Origin of the sequence: Pandoraea commovens (assembly GCF_024704525.1) — a bacterium.
Classification (GTDB): Bacteria; Pseudomonadota; Gammaproteobacteria; order Burkholderiales; family Burkholderiaceae; genus Pandoraea; species Pandoraea commovens.
The window spans coordinates 2,912,503-2,932,593 of record NZ_CP102780.1; the positions used below are offsets into that span (position 1 = coordinate 2,912,503).

At 60.8% G+C, this 20,091-nt stretch carries 13 protein-coding genes; 8 read left to right on the forward strand and 5 right to left on the reverse strand.

Annotated features, from left to right (window positions below; genetic code table 11):
• Window positions 1-74 precede the first annotated feature (74 nt).
• Window positions 75-2,183, forward strand: coding sequence for a transketolase (gene tkt / locus NTU39_RS13360; RefSeq protein ID WP_150669386.1), 2,109 nt, complete (start codon window positions 75-77; stop codon window positions 2,181-2,183).
• Window positions 2,180-3,874: a phosphoglucomutase (alpha-D-glucose-1,6-bisphosphate-dependent) gene (gene pgm / locus NTU39_RS13365; RefSeq protein WP_107338472.1), complete on the forward strand. Its 1,695-nt coding sequence runs from the start codon at window positions 2,180-2,182 to the stop codon at window positions 3,872-3,874. Before tkt ends, pgm begins: the two co-directional genes overlap by 4 nt.
• Window positions 3,875-3,933: 59 nt before the next feature.
• On the opposite strand, the gene NTU39_RS13370 is transcribed toward pgm, so the two are convergent.
• Entirely contained in the window at window positions 3,934-4,254 is a 321-nt protein-coding gene (locus tag NTU39_RS13370) for a hypothetical protein (protein WP_107338473.1), read from the reverse strand.
• A gap of 17 nt (window positions 4,255-4,271) precedes the next feature.
• Window positions 4,272-4,772 carry a Spy/CpxP family protein refolding chaperone gene (locus NTU39_RS13375; protein WP_244916917.1) on the reverse strand — a complete coding sequence of 167 codons (501 nt, stop codon included), beginning with the start codon at window positions 4,770-4,772 and terminating at the stop codon, window positions 4,272-4,274.
• Window positions 4,773-5,083: 311 nt separating this feature from the next.
• Here NTU39_RS13375 and NTU39_RS13380 point away from each other — a divergent pair, with 311 nt between their 5' ends.
• Together NTU39_RS13380 and NTU39_RS13385 are read left to right on the forward strand one after the other, a co-directional pair.
• Window positions 5,084-5,254 carry a hypothetical protein gene (locus NTU39_RS13380; protein ID WP_174994978.1) on the forward strand — a complete coding sequence of 57 codons (171 nt, stop codon included), beginning with the start codon at window positions 5,084-5,086 and terminating at the stop codon, window positions 5,252-5,254.
• Window positions 5,255-5,298: 44 nt separating this feature from the next.
• On the forward strand, window positions 5,299-5,727 hold the full coding sequence (locus NTU39_RS13385) for a PRC-barrel domain-containing protein (protein WP_107338474.1): 429 nt from the start codon (window positions 5,299-5,301) through the stop codon (window positions 5,725-5,727).
• Between the two features lie 330 nt (window positions 5,728-6,057).
• On the opposite strand, the gene NTU39_RS13395 is transcribed toward NTU39_RS13385, so the two are convergent.
• Window positions 6,058-6,645, reverse strand: coding sequence for a BPSL1445 family SYLF domain-containing lipoprotein (locus tag NTU39_RS13395; protein ID WP_107338476.1), 588 nt, complete (start codon window positions 6,643-6,645; stop codon window positions 6,058-6,060).
• Window positions 6,646-6,937: 292 nt separating this feature from the next.
• On the opposite strand from NTU39_RS13395, the gene NTU39_RS13400 reads away from it, so the two are divergent.
• Both NTU39_RS13400 and NTU39_RS13405 read left to right on the forward strand, forming a co-directional pair.
• A complete protein-coding gene (locus NTU39_RS13400) occupies window positions 6,938-7,399 on the forward strand; it encodes a BON domain-containing protein (protein ID WP_107338477.1) in 462 nt (153 codons plus the stop codon).
• A gap of 221 nt (window positions 7,400-7,620) precedes the next feature.
• Window positions 7,621-8,877: an AI-2E family transporter gene (locus tag NTU39_RS13405; RefSeq protein ID WP_257960003.1), complete on the forward strand. Its 1,257-nt coding sequence runs from the start codon at window positions 7,621-7,623 to the stop codon at window positions 8,875-8,877.
• A gap of 38 nt (window positions 8,878-8,915) precedes the next feature.
• Here NTU39_RS13405 and NTU39_RS13410 read toward each other — a convergent pair whose 3' ends face one another.
• Both NTU39_RS13410 and NTU39_RS13415 read right to left on the reverse strand, forming a co-directional pair.
• Complete coding sequence (locus tag NTU39_RS13410) at window positions 8,916-9,785, reverse strand: slipin family protein (protein WP_107338478.1); 870 nt, start codon at window positions 9,783-9,785, stop codon at window positions 8,916-8,918.
• 191 nt (window positions 9,786-9,976) lie between these two features.
• On the reverse strand, window positions 9,977-10,795 hold the full coding sequence (locus NTU39_RS13415; protein ID WP_107338479.1) for a PRC-barrel domain-containing protein: 819 nt from the start codon (window positions 10,793-10,795) through the stop codon (window positions 9,977-9,979).
• 75 nt (window positions 10,796-10,870) lie between these two features.
• Here NTU39_RS13415 and NTU39_RS13420 point away from each other — a divergent pair, with 75 nt between their 5' ends.
• Together NTU39_RS13420 and NTU39_RS13425 are read left to right on the forward strand one after the other, a co-directional pair.
• The gene (locus NTU39_RS13420) at window positions 10,871-11,332 is read left to right on the forward strand and encodes a hypothetical protein (protein ID WP_150669389.1); all 462 of its coding nucleotides are present in this window, start codon (window positions 10,871-10,873) and stop codon (window positions 11,330-11,332) included.
• A 45-nt stretch (window positions 11,333-11,377) separates the two neighbouring features.
• Entirely contained in the window at window positions 11,378-19,993 is an 8,616-nt protein-coding gene (locus tag NTU39_RS13425) for a glycoside hydrolase family 94 protein (protein ID WP_257960004.1), read from the forward strand.
• The last annotated feature ends 98 nt before the right edge of the window (window positions 19,994-20,091 follow it).

Genomic DNA, 20,091 nt, shown 5'->3' on the forward strand with positions numbered 1-20,091 from the left:
GTGCCCCGAACCCGGGTTCACGAGTCAGAGGGCGTAGGCGCCAACCGTTTCACATTTCGATGGAGTTATCAGCGATGCAGCCCAGTGATCGTGATCAGTTGTGCATCAACGCCCTGCGCACCTTGTCGATCGACGCCGTGCAAAAAGCGCAGTCCGGGCATCCGGGCACGCCGATGGACGCCGCCCCGACGGTCTATTGTCTGTGGCAGCGGTTCCTGCGATACGACCCTGAAAATCCGCACTGGGCGGGCCGGGATCGCTTTGTCTTGTCGAACGGGCATGCGTGCGCGTTGCTGTACAGCTTGCTGCACGTTTGCGATGTCAAGAGCGACGATGGAGCCGCCGAACCGGCCGTGACGATGGACGACCTGAAGTCGTTCCGCCAGCCGGGAAGCCGATGCACCGGGCACCCCGAGTATGGTTGGACGACGGGTGTTGAGACCACGACCGGTCCGCTTGGGCAAGGCATTGCCACGAGTGTGGGCATGGCGATCGCGCGGCAATGGCTGAGCGCGACCTACGACCGCCCCGGATTTCCGCTATTTCGCTACAACATCTACGCGCTTTGCAGCGACGGCGACATGATGGAGGGGCTCGGTGCGGAAGCCGCGTCGCTGGCCGGCCATCTGAAGCTGGCCAATCTGTGCTGGATATACGATGACAACCACATCACCATCGAAGGGTCTACCCGTCTGGCGTTCACCGAAGACGTCGGTGCGCGCTTTGCCGCGTATGGCTGGCATGTCGAGCGCGTGAGCGATGCCAACGACCTGACGCAATTGTCACGTGCATATCAGGGCTTTCTCGATACCGGCGACGCCCCAACCCTCATCATTGTGCAAAGCCATATCGGCTATGGCGCGCCCCACCGGCAGGACACGCGCGAGGCACATGGCGAGCCGCTCGGCGCGGCCGAGGTCCGTCTGGCGAAGGAATTTTTCGGCAGTGATCCCGACAAGCAGTTCGACGTGCCCGGTGGCGTAACGTCACATCTTCACGAAGGCCTCGGCCGTCGGGGCCGCGACGCCCACACCCGTTGGCTCGAGCTTTTTGCGGACTATCGGGCCCAATATCCCGACTTGACCGATGCGTTGGAGAGAATGCAGGCGCGGGAGCTACCCCCCGAGTGGGACGTCTCCCTGCCCGCTTTTGCCCCGACGACGGCTGGTCTTTCGACCCGCGCAGCATCGGGGCAAGTGCTCAACGCCATTGCCGAGCGCGTTCCCTGGTTAATCGGGGGCGCTGCCGATCTGTCGCCCTCGACGCTGACTCGCCTGACGTTCGATCTCGTAGGCGATTTTCAGAACACCGCAGCGCAGGCCGACGGCAGTTATCGGGGTCGGAACTTTCATTTTGGTGTTCGCGAGCATGCCATGTGTGCCATCGCCAACGGCATGAGCCTGTCGTCGCTAAGACCGTTCGTCGCCAGCTTCCTCATCTTCAGCGATTATTGTCGGGCGGCTCTACGGCTGGGAGCCATGATGGAATTGCCGCTCATCACGATCTGGACGCATGACTCCATCAGCCTGGGGGAAGACGGACCGACGCATCAGCCCATCGAACAACTCGCGTCGTTGCGCGCCATGCCGGGCATGACCGTGCTGCGGCCGGCCGACGCCGGAGAAGTGGTCGAGGCCTGGCGCGTCATCATGGAACGCAAGCGCGGGCCGGTCTGCCTCGTACTCACCCGCCAGGCCGTGCCAATACTTGATCGAGACCGTTACGCGAGTGCCGCCGGGGTTGCCCGAGGGGCCTACATCCTGATCGATGCCTGCGAGGAAATGGGCGTTGAAGACGGCTCCCCAGACGTGCTGCTGCTGGCCACGGGAAGCGAAGTGGCGTTATGCACTGCGGCGTACGACGAACTGAAGCGCGAAGATATTTTCGCCCGGGTGATCAGCATGCCCTCGTGGGAAATATTCGAGAGCCAGTCCTTGGCCTATCGCGACCACATTCTGCCGCCCTCGGTCATCGCGCGAGTCGCCGTAGAGGAGGCATCGACCTTTGGATGGGAGCGCTATGCCGGGCATGAAGGCGCTATTCTCGGGTTGCACACGTTTGGCAAGTCAGCCCCGCGTGAGGCGCTGGCGCGTCATTTCGGCTTCGACGTGGCGCATATCGTCACTGCCGCCAAGGCGCAACTCATGCGTTACGGTATCAAGTCGCATGGGAAATCGTCATGAACGAGTCCAGGACGCTCGCCTCGGGGCTCGGGTCGGTTAGCCCATACGCCGGACAACCGCTCTCGCCTGACAAGCTGGTGAATGTCTCCCGGCTAGTGACGGCCTACTACTGCAACACCCCTGATCCTGAGATCCTGGCGCAACGCGTAGCGTTCGGCACCTCCGGCCACCGCGGTTCGTCGTTCCTGACAACGTTTAACGAAGCGCACATCCTGGCGATCAGTCAGGCCATCTGCCGCTACCGCCAAAGGCATGGCATCGATGGGCCGATATTCGTCGGTATCGACACGCATGCCTTGTCCGAGCCGGCCTTCGCGACCGTCATGAGGGTGTTCGCAGGCAACGGCCTCGATGTGATGATTTCAGCGGGCGGCGAGTACACGCCAACGCCTGCGGTGTCACATGCCATCGTCAGTTACAACCGCAGGCGCACGGAAAGATTCGCCGACGGTGTGGTCATCACGCCGTCGCACAATCCTCCCGATAATGGCGGCATCAAGTACAACCCGCCACACGGCGGGCCGGCGGAGTCTGTGGTGACCCGCTGGATCGAGATGCAAGCGAACGAGCTATTGCGCAGTGGACTGCGGACGATGCCGGGGATCAGCGTCGAGCAGGCCATGCGAGCCTCCACAACGCATCCCTATGACTTCCTGAAGACCTATGTCGACGACCTGCAGAACGTCATCGACATGGACGTGTTGCGCGCTTCCTGCATTCATATGGGCGTCGACCCGCTAGGGGGAGCCGGTGTTCACTATTGGCCTGCGATTGCCGATCGGTACGGACTCAACCTGACGGTCACGCGCACAACCGTGGACCCGACGTTCGGTTTCATGACCGCCGATTGGGACGGCCGAATCCGCATGGACCCGTCATCGGCCTATGCCATGCAGGGCCTGATCGCGCAAAAGGATGCTTTCGACGTCGCCTTCGCCTGCGACACCGATCATGACCGGCACGGCATCGTGACGCCTCGCGCGGGCTTGCTTGCCCCCAATCATTACTTCGCCGCGACGGTCGAGTACTTGTTCGAGCACCGTCCCGATTGGCCACTCGACGCCGCGATTGGCAAGACCGTTGTCGGTAGCCAGTTGATCGATCGTCTGGCATCGAAGCTCGGGCGCCGCCTGTACGAGGTTCCCGTCGGGTTCAAATGGTTTGCTGCCGGGCTGCTCGACGGTTCATTGGCAGTCGCCGGAGAGGAAAGCGCAGGCACGGGCTTCTTGCGGCGCGACGGCACCACCTGGACAACCGACAAGGACGGTCTGATACCTGCATTGCTGGCGGGGGAGATGTTGGCGCGCACCGGGCAGGACCCCGGCGCGCGATACCAGACACTGACGTACGCATTGGGCTTCCCAGTGCAAGCGCGGCACGAGGCAAGTGCAACACCTGCCCAGAAGGCTGCACTCGCGGCCCTCTCTGCTGACAAAGTACGATCTAAGCGGCTCGCCGGAGAGCCGATCAACGCAATTCTGACGCGGGCGCCTGGCAACGATGCGCCAATCGGCGGCCTGAAAGTGGTTGCCGATCATGGCTGGTTTGCTGCACGACCGTCCGGCACGGAAGCGATCTATAAGATCTACGGCGAGAGTTTCCAGGGCGAGCATCACCTGCAGCAACTGCTGAGCGAGGCACAAGCCATCGTCGATGAGGCGCTGGACGACGCAACACCGCCACCGTCCTAGCGGGCCTCACCGGCAAGCCCGCACGACAGTCAGCTTCGGCTAGTCACTTCACTCGCGCATTATCGAAACTCCAGCGGCAGAAAAAGGCTGATACCGGGCGACGCCTCAGGCGCGTACACCACGGGTGGTGGGCCGTACGCGTATCCGCCGTCGCGATACCCACTGCTGTAGTGACGGTCGTCATGATGATAGTCGTGGCGATAGTCGTGAGGTGCCCGTTGAGGCGCATGCCGGACCTCCTGTTGCGTATCGCGATCGTGATCGCGATTTCCCGGCTGGGCATGAGACACGGAGGGCGCACACACGCCCAGCATCATCAACGCAAGACCGATCGCCCCGATGGGGGACACACCTTGCTTTCGTGTGAGTGAGGATTTCATCTTTGGCTCCTGCGTTCTCAGCCCTTATGACCCATTCGGCCCATTCGGTCCATGTGATGACCTTGGTCACGGAAGATCAGGTCGGCGTTGTGTTTCTGCACGTCGGACATGCTGCCGTACAGCGCCGCGAAGGCGGGTGTCAGTTTCCTGATGCCTTCGGCATGCGCCTCAGCGATCTGACCGTATGACCTCATGTCGTCAGTGGCGCTCATATGGCTCGCGCCTTCGGAGCGGGCTTTGAGCAGCGACTGCATCGTGTCGGCGTTCTCGCGCATGACCTGCGCAACGGGTTGCCAAAGGGACTCTTGCGCCGAGGTGATTTGCAACCGCGTGTGCAGATTGCTGATGCGGGTTTCGACGGGCGTACGCGCGGCCGTCTTCATGGCATGGGCAGCCGTGGGGCTGTCCGTGGCGGGAGCTGCGCCTGCCGGTGTGCAGACGACGGCGAAGCCGGCAACGAACAGGACTTCAAGTACGCGCACGACGTAAAGTCGCGCCGGAATGCGGGAGATTTTCATGGCGTTTCTCAAAAGTGGGTCAGCGACAATTTGCGCGGTCAGCCCGTGATAGGCAGCAATCGCGGACGATGACCACATCCTTTATCTCTTCATCCCGATGTCGTGTCTGTTCGCTGGCGGACTCTCCTCCTCGTTTTCCTCGAATCAACGACTGTTCGCTAACGGACAGACCCTACGGACGTCCTCCCATTAGTCTTTGCATCACGCCGTCGATACCAGTTCGAGCGGCAGTCTTGGCCCTTGCGTGGTGGGCGCGTTCGTCCCCCGCGCAGCGGGTAAAGCACCGTCGTCAAGACGACAGGGAGATGCGGATGTTCACATGCAGAACCTGCGGCGAGTTGAGCGAATTTCCGGAAATGACGCCGGAAGTCAACGACCTCGGCTTCTACTTCGATTGCCCCGGCTGCGGTGCGAGAAACAAGCTTGTCAATGTGGCGACACCGGGCGAAGCGGCCGCGCTGGTGCAGCTTTCCGACGAGTAAATCGCCATGCCGAGAGGTTTGGTGTTCTGAATGGAGAGTGGACTATGAACTACGAAGATCGTGATACGTACGGAATGTACAAGGCGAGAGAGACGGTGCGTCCCGGCCCGGGTACCGCGCTGGGGCCCGGCCCCAGTCTGATGGGAGCAGACACGCTCGTCGGTAACAGTGTGTGCAATGAGCACGGTGAAGCCCTGGGCGATATCAAGGAAATCATGCTGGACGTTCGGGCCGGGAGAATCAGTTACGCCGTGCTGTCGTTTGGTGGCTTTCTGGGCATGGGGAAAAAGCTGTTCGCGGTGCCCTGGCAAGCATTGAAACTCGATACGGAGAACAAGTGTTTTGTTCTGGATGTCGACAAACACCGCCTGGAAGCAGCACCGGGATTCGACCCGGACCATTGGCCAGATATGGCAGATCAGGCGTGGGTCGATGAGATTGACGACTACTACCGTCCAGATGCCTCAAGGTAACCGCACAGTGTCATCGTCGATGCCTATCCGCATGGACAGGCATCCAACGTCAAATTGAGGGCTTAATAATGAGATATGCAAAGCTGATTGCCGCCGTCCTGGCGACACTCGCCTTCGGCGCATGTACCGGACCTGCCGGACCGCAGGGGCCAACGGGCAACACAGGCAATACGGGTTATACGGGTGACACCGGCGCCACTGGTATGCAGGGAAACACTGGTCCCAGAGGCACGACTTCGCCGGGAACAGTCCTGGTCGTTCCTTCGCAATGAGTTCACAGACACTTAACGGACCGGGCCCCCATTCGGGGGCCCGATTCATTCTGCGGCATTACAACGATTTGATTCGCGTGACCTTCGTTCCCTCGAGCGACACCCCTGCCATCAGGCCGCTGTTGGTCAGGACGAACGCGTTCACCTGGCTGCTGGCCGTGGTGGTATCGACGTTGCCGTTGGCACCGATCTTCAGCACTGCCACTGACGCGTCTCCACCAGCAGACCAGCCGTCGGCATTGCGGAAGCGGTTCAGCGATTCCTGCGTCATGAAGAGCAGCACGATGGCTCGGGATTGTGCGCCAATCTGCCAGCCAATCGATCCCGTAACGGTGCTGTAATAGCCCACCGTGTGGTCTGCAACGCGCAGCGATCCTTCGCCGTACTGCCCGCCCACCACGAACCCTGCATCCATGACCGAAGGGAAGATCAATACGCCGTGCGCCTTGCGCACCAACTCGCGAGATCCGTGGGCCGCGGCGTAGAGACGGGTCAAGGTCGAGTCCACGCCTGCGTCGATCGTATGGCGCTTGTCCATCTGTTGCCCGCTGGCGTCCGTTGGACTGGTGGTCGTGCATCCCGAGAGCGCCAGCCCGAGCACGACCATCGCGCCTGAGGTTCCCCACATGAATTTTCGTCTTTGCATGACCGTCTCCAAAGTCGTGAGTGACAGGCTTACGCTATGCCCACCAGCCGTCGGATACGGTACGTCAACGTACGCGCCCGAAAAGTTCTTCGATGTCCAATCGTCGACAGACCGCGCACCCGATACCCCCATCGGTTCGGTAGCGGACTGACATGTCGCAGGCGGACGCGCATGCTGACTTTCTCAGCCGTCCGGTTGAGCGCGGCCTCGATGTGAATGGCCGTGTGCGGTTCGCCTCGCGTACGTCATTCCGACGTCCTGTTTAGGCCACCGTGGTCATACGGAGATCGCCATGACTGCCAAAATTCCCGTGGTTCCTGCTGCTGCCGATGGCTTCGACACCAATGCGCAACCGGCCGCCTCCAAGCCAAGGAACCCTCTATTGCCCATGGTTCGCGTCTATCGCCCCGCCTGGCACGGTGCGCTCACTGGTGGTCTGGCGATCGTACTTGGCCTGGCGCTCGTGCCCGTAAAGGCGGCCGAGAGCAGCATGGCGTCGGATGCCAAGAGCGACCTGCATCATTCGGAGCGTGTCATGTCCGACAGTTGGGTGACGACGAAAGTGAAATCCGAACTCCTCGCGAAAAACATCGGCGACGGCACGAACGTCAGTGTGAAGACCACTCACGGCATCGTTGTTTTGACTGGGAAACTTGCCAGTCAAGACGCCGTCAACGATGCGAAACGCATTGCGGAACATGTCAAGGGAGTCAAACGCGTCGATAGCTCGGGGCTGACGATCGGCTCGCGATAGTTCGCACGACTTCGACAACCGCATGAAGAGATCGGTGTGCATCGCCAGAGAAGCGAGGTGATTGTCATGAGCTATACGGTGCTTCTGCTTGTCACGATGGGCTTCATTTTGCTCTGCTCTTAACGGTAAATGCCGCCTGTAAATGAGCATCAGGTCGCATGCCCTTCATGGATCGAGCCAACTAACTCGCTAACATTTCCCTACGAATCAGGAGGCCCTCCGTGTGGTCATTCACATGGATCAACCGGGGCGCAGCCCGTCTTTTCGGACCGAAAGACAGACATCGCGACGCTTTCGCGCAACGATCGGACGTCATCCCGACCTTACCCCCGAACGGCTTGGAAGCCTCTGACACGGCCGCGTCCCCGAGCGAGCCTGCACCGCGCACGCCGGTGGATGCACGCGGCCTGGCATTGGGCATTCTGGCGACGCTCGCCATCCTGTTCGCGCTGGAGTGGGCGCAACGATTTGTCGTCCCGGTACTGCTCGGTGTCCTTCTCGCTTACACCCTCAACCCTCTGGTCGTCGGGTTGGAGAAACTAAGGGTCGGACGTTCCGCTGGCGCCATCATCGTCATGCTGGCCGTCGTCGGCGTGTTTGTGTCCGGCAGCTATCCCTTGCGCGATCAGATCGATAGAGTGGTTGGACAATTGCCTGAGGCCACACGGACATTCTCGAGCGTATTGGATAACCTTCGCAGCGGCACGTTTGGCAATCTTCAGAAGATGAAGGCGGCCGCAGGCGCGATAGAGAAAGCGGCCAATCAGGCCACTGACCTGTCCTCGCCGCAGAGGCAACCGGTCACGCATGTAGTGCTGGATCAACCCGCCTTCAAGCTGAGCGCCTTTCTGTGGGTCGGCTCGATGGGGGCTTTGGGACTCATTGCCCAAGCCATGACCGTGATCCTGCTAGCGTTCTTTCTATTGGTCAGCGGAGGCACGTTCAAGCGAAAGCTCGTGCGGTTGGCGGGGCCGTCGCTATCGTCGAAGAAAATCACCGTGCGCATTCTCGACGACATCAACGACTCCATACAGAAATATATGCTGATGTTGCTCGTGACCAATATGCTGGTCGGCGGCCTCACCTGGGTGGCGTTTCGCGCGATTGGACTGGATAACGCGGGAGCCTGGGCACTGGCAGCGGGATTGTTGCATGTGGTGCCCTATCTCGGGCCGGGGGTGAGCGCTGCGGCGACCGGTATGGCCGCCTATATGCAATTCCAATCGTTCTCGATGGCTCTGCTGGTTTCAGGGACGTCTCTCGCGATTGCAGCGCTCGTCGGAACTTTTGTGTCCACGTGGATTACCGGGAAGATCGCCAAAATGAATCCGGCCGCCATCTTCGTCTCGCTGCTGTTCTGGGGGTGGCTGTGGGGAATCGCCGGCATGTTGCTAAGCATCCCGATCATCGTCATCGCGAAGGTCGTGTCGCAGCACGTGGAGAATTTTCAGCCCCTGGCGGAACTTCTGGGCGAATAGATCGCCGGCGGGTCCCGCCATATGCGGTGATTCGATGACTACGCGGCTGTCTTCAGGCCCGGAGTCGAATTGACCGGGTCGGCGCCGGCCACTGCAAACGATATTGCTACCGGATTCATGCTGTCGACCATCGAGGACGGCATCAGAATGGTGGCGCCTCGCTCCTTGGTCGTCTCGTAGATGATATTCATGGCGCGTAGTTGCAATGCCTGCGGATGGCCTTCGTAAATTGCCGCAGCCTCTACAAATTTCGCCGCAACGATAGCCTCTGCAGAGCCGAGAATCATGCGAGCCTGCTTTTCGCGCTCAGCCTGAGCCTGCCTCGACATGGCGTCCTGGAGGGCGACTGGAATGGCGACATCGCGAACCTCCACGGACATCACCGCAATCCCCCACGCGGCGGTCTTGGCGCCGATCTCTTCGCGCAGTTGTTCGTCCGATGCCTTCCGATCGGAAAGCAGGGTCGAAAGCATCGACGCGCCGATCATCTCGCGCAAGGATGTCTGAGACACCCGGTCGATCGCCTGCCGGTAATCCGTGATTGCCAACGCGGCCTTCTCTGCATCGTTGACGTGCCAGAAGATGATCGCATCGACGTTGACCGGCACCGTGTCTTTGGTCAACGCCTGCTCGGCGTTGAATGCAGTGGTTTGAATGCGTTCGTCGATCACGGCCGTGACGCTATCGATGACCGGTAGAATCATGAACAGTCCCGGGCCCTTCACGCTTTGCAGCTTACCGGCGCGCAGAATCACGAACTTCTGCCACGCGTTAGCCATCTTCAACGTCGAGCCGAGCAATACGGCGGCGACGAGAAAGCATGGTGCAAGGTACGGACTGATGTAGACGCCGGCTACCGCGCCCGCGAGAAGAAGCACCAGTACCAGAAAGGAAGTGATGGAATTCATGGTGAGGGCTCCTGTACCTTCAGACACGTGCACTGTCTGCACGTAAGACAAACCGGGCCTACCTGACCAGGCAGCCCACGTAATGCATGACTCATAGTCGCTTTGGGCGCCCAGTCTAACGTCCTGGAGAGCGAATTTCGGTCCGCTGGCGTACCGAGATGCCCCGCATGTGGGCGCTTGATGCCACGGCCCTAAATATCGTCTTGCTTGTGAGCCGTCGGATCGTCCCGGTAGCCCGCGCGACCGTAGTGGTTATGGATGCTGATCTCCTGCTGCCGATTGAGCCGGGCTTTGCCATCGTAGGGCGGTGCGGCTTTCACCGCTTCGCGCGTCAGTGCCAGCGACACCGTCGCGTCCAGCCAGTTCATATGCTCAATCACCTTCACGGGGACGGCCACCAGATGGCCCATCCACCAATTGCTGGTGTTGACGACGAGGTAGCGCAGCGCCCATGTGTGGACGTCCACGAGCAACCCTTCGACGTGTCCAATGTCCCCGTTGCTGGCATGGATGTGATAGTTGGTCACCGCATCCGCGCTTCGCAAATGCGGATCGTGTCGCGGCAGATTCACCATTTCGTCATGGGAATGCGTCGCTTCTCGTGCGGTGCGAAAGGCATCCTGCTCGGACCGGCTGCCGCTGGCGAGCCCGCTCGGGAATGCGCCTTCTCCCCAAGCGTCCTCGCCGCCCCAGTAGTCGGGGTATCCGTAATACGCCAGATAGTCGGCTTCATGCTGACGCGAGACCGGCTTGTGCGTGTCGATGTCCGGGCTGTGCTTTACCTGATCCTTTGTGATCGTGACCGGAATGATTTCGTCGAGCCAGTCGCTCTGACCAATGGAAATCGGCGAAATCAATACCTGCCGATTCGCAAGCCACGTCCCGGTTTCCACTACGAGGTACCGAACGACCCACGCCTTGTCGTCGAAGTACAGATCTTTCACCAGACCGACATCACCGTCAGTCGCGCGGATGGTGCAGGCCTCCAGTTCGTCCAGGGTTCGTAACATGGCAAACCTCCCGTGAATCGCCTGTCAATGACGGCGTCCGCACGTACGCAAACGCTACGCGATGGAGACGATCGGATGCCGAAGTCGCCTTCACCCTACGTCAAAGTTTCTGGCGAGTCCGTTCGGTATCGAACCGACGCGCTCGGGAAAAGCCGCGACCATCATTCGAGGCATATGCCGCGCATGTGCGAAGAGGAGTCGATCATGAGAAAGGAACGGATACTGCTTCATGTCTACGGAGAACGTCAGGACGCAGTCTGGACATTGACGTGTCTGGATCTGTCGTTTTCCTCCAGCGCCACGGATCTGATGAGAGCCAAAGAATATGTCAGAGCCAATGCCCACGAGTACCTGCAGGGAAAAATGGTCGGTGAGAACGTCCAGTTCCCGGCAGTGCCGGTGAGCGGGCACGACGTTTCCCAGCGCAAGATGAAATACTGGCTGGCTCGAATCTGGCAGCACTTCGACCCGCGCACGCGAGACCACATTTACGACGAGGTCGTCGGTCTGGATGACAAACACCCCGTGTTCTCCTGATCGCCGTGCAACGCCGGAGACATCGGCATGTGGAAACCGCCAGGAATGGATTACTTTGTCGGAACTTCCCGGGGGACGAGCGACTTCGGGCCTCCGGAAACCCCGATTCGGGCTGAGTTGTTCAGCCGCGACCGGCTGGAACAGCATGCGCTCAGTCTGGCGCGTGCGCAGCAAATCGCCGTTCATCCGCCCCGCACACGAGCCCTGACCTCGCGCGCCGCCGACAACGAGCGCGTATTGCGCAAGTGCTATGACGCAACGGCGCATGCGACCTTGCAGCGTCGCTCGATCACCCCGGCAGCGGAGTGGTTGCTGGATAACTTCCGCACCGTCTCCGACCAGTTCAGAGAAGTCCGGCACGACCTGAACACGAAGTCTTTCCGATCGTTGCCACGGCTGCTCGATGGCCCACTGCGTGGCCTGCCGCGTATCTATGGCGTGCTCTGGGCCTTCGTGGCGCACACAGACAGTCGTTTCGATCCTGCACTACTCACGTGCTTTTTGCTCGCCTATCAGAAGGTCGAGCCGCTAAGCATGGCGGAACTCTGGGCCATGCCGCTCACCCTGCGCGCCGTGATGATCGAGAATCTCCGGCGCCTGTGCGGGCAAGTCACGCGAGCTCAGGTGAATCGTCAGGCCGCTGACCGATATGCGGACGATCTGCTCGCGCATAAGGCGTCTGCGTCCCCCGCTGCCGATGATGCACCGAAGGCCGCTGCAGCTGTCGTCGAGCCGTTCGAGCCGGCGTTTACGGTCCAGTTGATCCAGCGCCTGCGCTATCAGGACAGGTCTCTGCAATGGCTGAGCGACCAACTGGCGCAGCAAGGGCAATCGGCCGACGAAGTCGTACAGGCCGAACACGCCAGTCAGGCGGCGGCCAACATGAGCGTGCGCAATGTCATCACTAGCCTGCGCGACATGCGGGCATTCGATTGGCATCCGCTATTCGAGGAAGTCAGCCTGGTCGACGCGTATCTGCGCCAAAACGCCGGGTACGCGGAAATGGACTTTGCGACTCGAGACGGCTACCGGCACGAGATCGAGAAATTGGCGGCGAGATCCCGGTTGTCGGAGCTTGAGGTCACGCAGGCGCTGAATCTCCGAGCGGCGGCTGCGGCGGCGGGCACGGGCGATGCGACTGACGCCGAAGACATGCCGCGTCGCACAGACCCGGGCTACTATCTTCTATCTTCCGGCCGCGGTGCCTTCGAGCGCGAGATTGCCTATCGTGTGCCGATCACCCATCGCTGGGGCCTGCATGATGCCCACCATCGCGCTGCGGCCTACATTCTCGGCGTTTGTCTGCTGAGTGGCCTGATCCTGGCGGTTCCAGTCTGGCTCAGCGCCATCGCGGGGGTGAGCATCACCGGTCTGGTGCTATTAGCCGTGTGCGGTCAGTTCCCGGCATCGGAACTTGCCGTTCTGCTCATCGAACGCACATTGACCCGATTCATTCCTCCGCGTCATTTGCCACGCCTTGAGCTGGCCGACGGTATTACGCCTGAACTCAGCACCTTCGTTGTCGTGCCGATGATGCTGACGAACGAAGCGGACATTGCTGCACAGGTCGCACAGTTGGAAGTGCACTATCTCGCGAATCCCAAGGGCGATGTCCGGTTTGCCCTGCTCTCCGATTGGCGCGATGCTGATGAGGAACACATCGAGAGCGACATGCCGCTGCTGGCAGCCGCCAGTGCGCGCATCGCGGCGCTGAATTCCCGCTATGCAGAGGGGACCTCCAACACGCCCCGCTTCTTCCTGTTCCATCGCAGGCGGCTTTGGAATGAAACGCAACGCAAATGGCTGGCATGGGAGCGCAAACGAGGCAAACTCCACGAGTTCAACCGGTTGCTTCGAGGTGCCACCGACACCTCGTTCATGACCATTGACGCACACGCGCCATGGGCACCTCCCGGCGTGCGGTACGTCATCACGCTCGACAGCGACACGCGTCTGCCGATTGACGCCGTGCGGCAGCTCGTCGGCACTGCGGCGCACCCACTGAACCGTCCTTACATCGATCCGGGCTCTCGGCGTGTGGTTGCCGGCTACGGCATCCTCCAACCGCGCATCACGCCAACATTGCCCACGATGAGCGAAGGAACCATTTATTCACGTCTGTTCTCAGGGCGCTATGGCATCGACCCCTATGCCGGCGCCGTGTCCGACGTATATCAGGATTTACTTGGCGAGGGCAGCTACGTTGGCAAAGGCCTGTACGACGTCGACGCTTTCGAGTCCTCGCTTGCGGGGCGAATTCCGGAGAACACGATTCTCAGTCATGACCTTTTCGAAGGCAATTTCGCCCGATGTGGATTGGTCACCGATATCGAGCTGTTCGAGGACTTCCCGTCCCATGCTCAGGTGGCTGCTGCGCGGCTGCACCGGTGGATCCGGGGCGACTGGCAGCTTTTGCCATGGATCGTCGGCAAGCGCGGCGGTGCGACTCCGGCCGCAGCGCGGTGGAAGATGCTCGACAATTTGCGCCGCTCCATTACCGCGCCCGCGGCGCTGGCCACGCTGGTGTGCGCGTGGACAGTCGCGCAGGCGCCTGTCGGGATCTGGTCGGCACTGGTGGTGCTTGCGATTTCCGCCCCAGCGCTATTTCTGATAGCGACAGGCCTGATCCCGTCACAGACCGGCATTTGGATGCCGAGCCACTGGCGCGCGGTTGGCCGCGACATGTGCAGCGGCGTCGAGCGAACCTTGATCGTGGCCTCGATGTTGGCCAACCACGCGTGGCTCGCCATCGACGCCATCGCACGCACGCTGTTCAGGCTGACCGTCTCGCGACGTCGATTGCTCGAGTGGGTGACGGCGGCACAGGTCAAGCTGCACACCGGACGCTCGGTGGGCAACTTTCTCTGGTCGTTTCGCGGCGCCATCACGCTCACGGCGCTGTGCACGGCTATCGTTGCATGGCTCAGACCTGCAAGCCTCCCGTGGGCGGCCCCTTTTCTGATCCTCTGGAGTCTCTCTCCGTTTGTCGCCCAATGGATCAGCCGCCGGCCGGCCCCCACGCGCCCGTCCCTCGTCCTCACAGAGGATAACCCCGCCCTGCGAATGGCTGGCCGGCGTATCTGGCGCTTTTTTTCCACCTTTGTCGACGACGACAATCATCAGCTCCCGCCTGACAACTTCCAGGAAGACCCGCGCCCCGTGGTGGCGCATCGAAGTTCACCCACCAACTTCGGCCTCTATCTGCTGTCGGTGCTGTCTGCGCGCGACTTCGGCTGGATTGGCGTGACGGAGACGCTAGAGCGCCTGGAGCGAACCCTTGGCACGATGTCGACGCTTGCGCGCTACCAGGGGCATTTTTTCAACTGGTACGACACCCGCGACCTCAGCGCGCTGGCCCCGCAATATGTGTCGAGCGTCGACAGCGGCAATTTGGCCGGCCATCTGCTCGTCGTCGCGAGCGCATGCGAAGACATTCCCCTTGAGCCGGTATTTTCCCGCGCGCAACTCGATGGAATTCTCGACACGGTCGCCCTGCTGCGCGACGCCATCGCCCACGAGAGCGATGACCGGAGAACGCTTACGGTGAATCGCACTCACCTGTACGAAGAACTCGATGCGCTGGAACTCATGCTCCTCCAGCCGGCACCGTCCAAACCGGTCGATGTCATCGCTGACGCATCCGAAGGCTGGCGCCGGCGCTGGAATGCGATCGACCGGCTTGTGACCACCCTACTCGATCTCGCTCAGACATTCGTGAACGAACGCGGTGACGCGGCGCATAGCGAAGTGCTCTACTGGGTCGGCGCAATCCGTAGCGACGTGAAGAGTCACGTGCGTGATCTTGCGCCGGACGTGTCGCCTGAGGGCGAATCGCTTCATTACTTCACACTGTCACCTTTGCCTGGCGCGGACATCGTGAAACGGTTCGAAGCCGTTGCGACATTGGCGCGCCGTTTGTTCGACGAGATGGATTTCCGCTTCCTGTACGCGGCCGACAGACGCTTGTTCTCGATCGGCTATCGAGTGGCAGACGCCGAACTGGACAACTCATACTACGATCTACTCGCATCCGAAGCTCGCTTGACAAGCTTCATCGCCATTGCCAAGGGCGATGTGCCGGCAACGCACTGGTTCCGGCTCGGGCGCATCATGACGCCTTACGGCAAGGGCGCGGTGCTGATGTCATGGTCCGGTTCGATGTTCGAGTACCTGATGCCGTCGCTCGTGATGGACTATCCGCATAGAAGCCTGCTGGATTCAACGTGCGAGCTTGCCGTGGCAAGTCAGATTGCGTATGGGAAGGCGCGGAATGTGCCATGGGGCATCTCCGAGTCAGCCTGCAACATACGCGACCGCGCGCTGACTTATCAATACTCGGATTTCGGGGTACCCGAGTTGGCATTGAAGCGTGGGCTGGCGCGGTCTCTCGTGATCGCGCCCTACGCTACGGTGCTCGCCGCAATGTACGACTTGCCGCACGCCGTGGCCAACCTGAAGCGGCTCGATGGTGTTGGCGCTCGCGGTGTCTTCGGTTATTACGACGCCATTGACTACACCGCTTCGCGGCTACCGAAAAACTGTAACGCCGTTCCGGTTCGCACCTACATGGCCCATCATCAGGGCATGTCGCTGGTCGCGTTGACGAACGTGCTGTTCGGCGACGTCATGCGGCAACGCTTCCATCGTCAGCCCGTCGTGAGGGCCGCCGATTTGCTCTTGCATGAGGCGAACCCGCGCGAAATCAGCGCGGTGGATCTCGCGCCCGACATCGCGGACACGCCAACGGGTGTCGAGGCGATTGTGCCGGTCATGCGGCGATTCTATTCCGCAGGTCAGACCCCTCCCGCCACGCACTTGCTATCGAACGGCGAATATTCCGTCATGATCACTGCCGCCGGGTCTGGATACAGCCTATGCGGCAACGCTGCCGTGACCCGCTGGCGCGAGGACCTCACGTGCGACCTCTGGGGCAGCTATCTGTTTCTGCGGGATACGGCAAATGACGCTGTCTGGTCCGCGACCTTCCAGCCTGTGGACACCGAGCCAGACGCCTACGACGTGGCGTTCTCGGAGGATCGTGCAAGCATCGTCCGGCAGGAAGGCTCGCTTGTCTCGACGCTGGAAATCATAGTGTCGCCCGAAGACAACGCCGAAGTCCGTCGCCTGTCCATCACCAATGAGGGCGCGCTGACGCGCGAAATTGAGGTCACTTCCTACGCCGAAGTCGTGCTGGCGCCGATGGCGAGCGACACGGCGCACCCTGCGTTTTCCAATCTGTTCGTCCAGACCGAATACCTGCCGGAAGTGCAGGGTCTGCTCGCCATGCGCCGCCCTCGCGGTGGCACGGATACGCCCTTGTGGGCGGCGCATGTGCTGGCGCGCTCGCCGCATGGCGGCAACGTGGGCTATGAGACGGATCGGGCACGTTTCATCACGCGGGGGCGAACGATTCGCGACCCGTTGGCGGTGATGGACGGCCGTCCGCTGTCGAATACGGTAGGCCCGGTACTGGATCCGATCTTCAGCCTGCGCACGCGCATTATCGTTGCTCCCGGTGGGACCGAGCATCTGGTGTTTTCTACGATGGTGGCGCCGAGCCGTGAGGCATTGCTCGATCTCACCGACAAATATCACGACCCGGCAAGCTTCCAACGCATCTCGACATTGGCGTGGACTCAGGGACAGGTCAATCTGCACTATCTGGGGATCACCGCCGATGACGCACAGCTCTTTCAGTTCATCGCCAACCGGGTGCTCTATGTGGACGCCGCTATGCGTGCTGCCGTCGAGGTGCTCAAACGCAACACGCTCAGTGCGCCATCGCTATGGCGATTTGGCATTTCCGGAGACCTGCCCATCGTACTGGTCCGGGTGGACGATCAGGACGACCGCGACATTGTCAGACAGTTGCTGCGTGCCCACGAATACTGGCAAGGCAAAGGCGTTCCGGTCGACCTCGTGATTCTTAATGAACGCAAGGTGTCTTATATCGAGGATCTGCAAGTCTCGCTTCAGACGATGGTCAGCGGCACACAGGTCACATCCGGGCCTAACAACGGCCGTGGCAGCATTTCCGTCATTCGCGCCGACGGCCTGGAGGCAGCGGAAATGACATTGTTGCTAACTGCCGCCCGTGTCGTACTCGCGGGGGCGAGACAAGGCAGCCTCGAAGAACAAGTCGTGCGCATGGGCCGTAGGATTATCCACGAGCCGTTGAATATCGGCCGAACGCGCACAACGCGTGACGATGACCTCGCTGACATGCCGTTGCCCGCCCCTGCGCTTGAGAATTTCAACGGGCTGGGTGGGTTTGCCGAGCAGGGGCGCGAGTACGTGACGGTACTCGGTCCGGGCCAGCGCACACCCGCGCCATGGCTGAACGTCATCGCCAATCCGGAATTTGGTTTCCAGGTCTCCGAGTCAGGAGGTGGCTACACCTGGTCGACCAATAGCCAAGCCAATCAACTGACGCCATGGTCGAACGATCCGGTCGTCGATCCGTGCAGTGAGGCGTTCTTTTTGCGCGACGACGAAACCGGGCATCTCTGGAGCCCGACCGCATCTCCAATCCGTCTGGAGAACACTCGCTATATTGCCTCTCACGGTTTTGGGTACAGTCGTTTCGAACATGCAGTGTATGGCATCAAGACCGAACTCGTGCAATTCGTGAGTTGGCACGACCCTGTCAAGCTCTCCGTACTCACCATCGAAAACCGTTCAAAGCGCCCGCGCAGACTCTCTGCTGCGGCATACGTCGAATGGGTGCTAGGTGCCGGACGTGCCCGCAATGCGCCGTTTGTCGTCTCGGAGATCGATTCCGTCACGGGCGGAATGTTCGCCACCAACGCATGGAACGGTGAATTCAGTGAGCGCATCGCCTTTCTGGACTGGCAGGGCAAGCAGTCCAGTTGGACCGGCGACCGCACAGAATTCATCGGACGCAACGGCGATCTCGCCCGTCCTGCCGGGCTGATATCCGCTGCGGCGCTCAGCAATGCGACGGGCGCGGGCATGGATCCTTGCGGCGTGCTACTCACGCACATCACATTGGCCCCCGGCGAACGCGTCGAACTGACGCTTCTTCTTGGGCAGGCGAACGACCGTGACGCGGCAAGGAGATACATTCAACGCTACCGTGGGACATCGTCGGCCACGGTCTTAGCAACGGTCAAATCGGAATGGCGCGCGATTCTCACGCAGCTTCAGGTCGAGACACCGGACCGGGCGACCGATCTGATGCTTAACGGTTGGCTGCTCTATCAGGTGCTGTCTTGCCGCATGTGGGCGCGTGCCGCGTTCTATCAGGCGAGCGGCGGGTTCGGATTTCGCGATCAACTGCAGGATTGCATGGCGCTGTGCCATGCGCGCCCCGATCTTGCCCGGGCGCATTTGCTCAAGGCGGCCGCAAGGCAATTTGTCGAGGGGGATGTGCAGCATTGGTGGCATCCGCCCTCAGGTCGTGGCGTGCGCACCCATATCTCCGACGACAGGCTTTGGCTACCGTACTCGGTCAATCATTACGTCAGAGTGACGGGTGACACGAAGATCCTCGATGAGCCGGTGCCCTATCTGGAGGGACGCGCTGCCCCCGACACCGAAGAGAATGCGTATTACGTGCCGACAGTCACAGCGCAGAGCGGAACCCTGTTCGAGCATTGCCAGCGGGCCATCGATTGCAGTCTCGCAACGGGCACTCACGGCCTGCCGCTCATCGGCGGGGGCGACTGGAACGACGGTCTGAATCGCGTCGGGATGGAAGGCAAAGGCGAAAGCATCTGGCTTGGCTGGTTCCTGCATGCCACTGCGTTGCCCTTTGCCGATTTGGCGCAAGCGCGCGCAGAGGTCAACGCCGCAGCGCGATGGCGGGCACATGCTGAGCGTTTGCATGCCGCGCTGAACAATGGCGCTTGGGATGGCGCATGGTACCTGCGAGCCTACTTCGATGACGGGACACCGCTCGGCGCTGCGGGCGATGCAGAGTGTCGTATCGATTCGATTGCTCAGAGCTGGAGTGTGATTTCGGGGGCGGGAGATGTAGACCGGCAGCGTCGGGCGATGGAATCTGTCGAGCACTATCTGGTGCGCCCGGGCGACGACCTCATCCTGTTGTTGACGCCACCGTTCGACAAGATGGCGCGAGATCCCGGGTATATCAAGGGATACCTGCCCGGCATTCGGGAAAACGGCGGGCAATACACGCACGCCGCCACCTGGTGCATGATCGCATACGCGAAAATGGGCGACGGCAACCGTGCTGGCGACATGCTTACGATGCTCAACCCCATCAATCATGCCGACACGCGCGCCGGTGTGCATGCCTACAAGGTGGAGCCTTACGTTATGGCCGGAGACATTTACGCCTCCTCAACGCACGTGCGCCGTGGCGGTTGGACCTGGTACACCGGCGCTGCGGGGTGGATGTATCGCGGTACCGTGGAGTCCATACTGGGGCTGGATAAGCGCGGCAACGCACTGCGCATTGCACCGTGCATTCCCCGGGAGTGGCGCGGGTATCGCTTTAGCTATCAATTCGGCGAATCCCGTTATCTCATCTCGGTGGCCAATCCGCATGGCCAGAGTCAAGGCCCAGCATCCGTCACGATCGACGGGCAACTTTTGGAAGGCAACGATCCAGACATACCGCTGGTCGACGATGGACGTACCCACCGTGTGCAGGTCAGTCTGCTATCGCCAGTGTGACGCTCTTCTTCATCACCGAATTGGATGATGATTTTGGTTGTATTTTTTAAAAATTTAAGGAAAAACAAAATGAATTATAAATATAAACAAAAAATAAA